This is a genomic window from Effusibacillus lacus (genome assembly GCF_002335525.1).
Classification (GTDB): Bacteria; Bacillota; Bacilli; order Tumebacillales; family Effusibacillaceae; genus Effusibacillus; species Effusibacillus lacus.
Genome location: NZ_BDUF01000109.1, coordinates 178,467 through 181,622 on the forward strand (window position 1 = coordinate 178,467; position 3,156 = coordinate 181,622).

At 52.0% G+C, this 3,156-nt stretch carries 4 protein-coding genes; all 4 read right to left on the bottom strand.

The window, feature by feature from the left end; all coding sequences use genetic code 11:
• Positions 1-390: class I SAM-dependent methyltransferase (locus EFBL_RS20800; RefSeq protein ID WP_501161719.1), on the bottom strand; the 390-nt coding region annotated here is incomplete at its 3' end.
• A 2-nt stretch (positions 391-392) separates the two neighbouring features.
• Positions 393-1,769 carry an MDR family MFS transporter gene (locus EFBL_RS18790; protein ID WP_096184012.1) on the bottom strand — a complete coding sequence of 459 codons (1,377 nt, stop codon included), beginning with the start codon at positions 1,767-1,769 and terminating at the stop codon, positions 393-395.
• Position 1,770: 1 nt separating this feature from the next.
• Positions 1,771-2,241 (bottom strand): 6,7-dimethyl-8-ribityllumazine synthase, encoded by a 471-nt coding sequence (ribH, locus tag EFBL_RS18795; protein ID WP_096184014.1) that lies wholly within the window; start codon positions 2,239-2,241, stop codon positions 1,771-1,773.
• A gap of 44 nt (positions 2,242-2,285) precedes the next feature.
• Positions 2,286-3,156 (bottom strand): GTP cyclohydrolase II (ribA, locus tag EFBL_RS18800; RefSeq protein WP_231705890.1); only part of this gene is annotated, 871 nt, incomplete at its 5' end.

A 3,156-nucleotide genomic window follows, 5' to 3' on the forward strand; every position in this document is an offset into this window, starting at 1 on the left:
GCCATGCATCGCACATAGCTTTGTATTCTCGTCTGACGGACAATCAAAGAAGGTAACGGCTGCTTGCAAAACGACAGAGTCCACATCGACTCCGCAAATCCTTGCATCAGGGTGACGATGCCTTATGGTTCGAATGGATGTGCCTGTTCCTACTCCCAATGCGAGGAAAGATCGAATCTCCGGCAGCCAGGCTCTATAAGCAAGAAAAAAACGCTGATACGGGAACAGGATTCGTTCCTTGTTCCGCGTATCAAGCGCTCCCTGCCAGCTTTCACTTGCAAACCTCATATACCGGATTGGCCCTTTTTCATAGATGCAGACTGTCTGCAAAGGGCTGCGCTTGGTCCAAATCAACTTGGGTCTGACAAATAAAGATTGAAAAAAACCCATTTTTAAGACCTCGTTTCTTTGGCTTGGAGAGAGTCATACTTTGGAAACAAAGCCATAATGAGAACCGCCGCTAAGGAAATTCCGCCGATCCATACAAATACGTCATGCAAGCCGGAATACAGCGAGTTGTCTGCAGCCATCCGATAATTCAACACAGCTCCCATAATCGCAACTCCAATGGATGACCCCAGGGAACGGATAAACATGTTGGATGCAGTTGCTATTCCCCGCCGGTTCCAGTCAACTTCACTCTGAATCGCAACGGTAAAGGCCAAAGTGGCCATCCCCAGTCCGAGTCCCAGAATGCTCATCAGAATCATGCCGAACCATCTTCCGGATTCAGGCGTCAACATGCTTAAAAACACGGAACCGGCAGTGATAAATGCCACACCAAGATAGGCCAATCGCCGAAATCCCCATGTCACCATGTTGCGGCCGCCATAAACACTCCCGATCATCCAGGCAACCGACATAGGCGTAAGGGTAAAGCCCGCTTCAGTAGGTGTACGTCCCAATACTTCCTGTACATAAAGCGGTATGTAACTGGTTACGCCAAGCAGCACCGCACCCACCAAAAAGGAAGTTGCGTTGGATATGGCAATCACCTTATTTTTAAACAGTTCCAGCGGTACAATGGGCTCTTTCGCCCGCCGCTCGATCATAAGAAAAGCAATCAATCCCAACAACGCCAGGGAAGACAGTGCCAAGGTGGCTGGATTTGTCCATGTCCATTGAGCGCCTTGCAGGATGACCAACAGGAGAGCCGTCATTGAGGTTGTCAATGTCAGGGCCCCCCCGTAATCGATGGAGTGGCTTTTCTTGTCAATCTGTTCGTGCAGGGAAAACCAAAGGATCAGAACGCCCAGCAAGCCGATCGGAAGATTAATATAGAACACCCAGGGCCAGGAAAGCCAATCGATGATCAAGCCTCCCAACGCAGGTCCTACGATTGCGGCAAAACCCCAGACTCCGGAAAATAACCCTTGGATTCTTCCACGTTCCTCAACGGTAAAGAGATCGCCCAGTATGGTAGTGGCAATGGCCATGACCGCTCCCGCTCCAAGACCTTGCACGGCTCTGCCGATCACCAGCGCCAACATGGAGCCGGCCATTCCGCAGAGCGTAGAACCGATGAGAAAGATGGCAGCACCGATGGTAAACATGATTTTGCGTCCAAAAAGGTCAGCCAGCTTGCCGTAAATGGGTGTGGAAACGGAAGAGGTCAGCAGATAGGCGGAAAACACCCAGCTGATCAAGGCCAGTCCTCCCAGTTTGCCGACGATTGTGGGCATGGCGGTGCCCACAATCGTCACATCGACCGCAGCCAGGAAGTTGGTCAGCATCACGGCCAACACAACCGCTTTTCTGTTGGTTTTCACGTTATGCCTCGATCGCCTTTGCCAGGTTGGCCATTTCAATTGCAGTAACCGCGGCTTCCCATCCTTTGTTGCCAGCTTTGGTCCCAGCCCGTTCAATTGCCTGTTCAATGGTATCGGTTGTCAATACGCCGAAAATGGTGGGAACACCGGTTTTGAGCGAGATGGCGGCAACCCCTTTGGCAGTTTCCCCGGACACATAATCAAAGTGGGGTGTGGAACCCCGGATCACCGCACCCAGGGCGATAACCGCGTCATATTTGCCGCTTGCCGCAAGCTTCTGAGCCACCAAAGGAATTTCAAAAGCCCCCGGAACCCATGCCACGGAAACCGAATCTTCCGATACGCCGTGCCGCTTCAAGGCATCCAAAGCTCCCGACAGCAGTTTGGATGAGATAAACTCGTTGAAGCGTCCCACCACGATCCCGATTTTTAACCCTGTGCCAATCAGATTTCCTTCATAAACGTGTGCCATAAGGTGTGTCCTCCTCCAATTTGCTTTGCCAAAATTTGCATTGTTTAGATGTTTAACATATGACCCAACTTTTTTTGCTTGGCATCCAGATACTTGATGTTGGATTCGTTGGGCACCATCTGAATCGGGATTCGTTCTTCGATCGTCAGGCCGTGTCCCTCAAGGCCCTTGATCTTTCGGGGGTTGTTGGTCAACAACCGAATCCGTCTTACTCCCAGGTCAATCAGAATCTGGGCCCCGATGCCGTAATCCCGAAGGTCTGCCGGGAATCCGAGCTTTTCGTTGGCCTCGACAGTATCGTAACCGTGTTCCTGCAATTCGTATGCCTTTATCTTGTTGATCAGGCCGATTCCCCTTCCTTCCTGCCGCATGTACAGCAGGACCCCGGACCCGTTCGCTTCAATCTGCCGGAGAGCCGCATGCAACTGCGGACCGCAATCGCAGCGATGGGAACCGAACACATCTCCGGTCATGCATTCCGAATGCACCCGAACCATGATTGGCTTCTCCGGGTCAATCTCTCCCTTGACCAATGCCACGTGTTCTTTCTGGTCAATGGAGTTGGTATAAACCACCGCTTGAAAATCCCCATATTCTGTCGGCAGATGAGCCGATGCCGCCCGCTGCACCAATACTTCCCTTGACTTGCGGAAACGGATCAGTTCTTCAATGGTAATCATCTTCAAATCATGTTGTTTGGCGATCTCGGCCAGGTCAGGCACACGGGCCATGGTTCCATCCGGCTTCAGCACCTCGCAGATGACTCCTGCCGGATACGAATTGCACAAGCGGGCAAGATCGACAGCCGCTTCCGTATGGCCTGCCCTGCGCAAGACTCCGCCTTCCCTGGCGATCAGGGGAAAAATATGGCCGGGGCGTTTAAAGTCTTCCGGTTTGCTGTTGTCATCAATCAGC

Excerpts from the sequence above, each read along its gene's own strand:
- ribH (WP_096184014.1), bottom strand. The coding sequence starts at position 2,241 with ATGGCACACGTTTATGAAGGAAATCTGATTGGCACAGGGTTAAAAATC.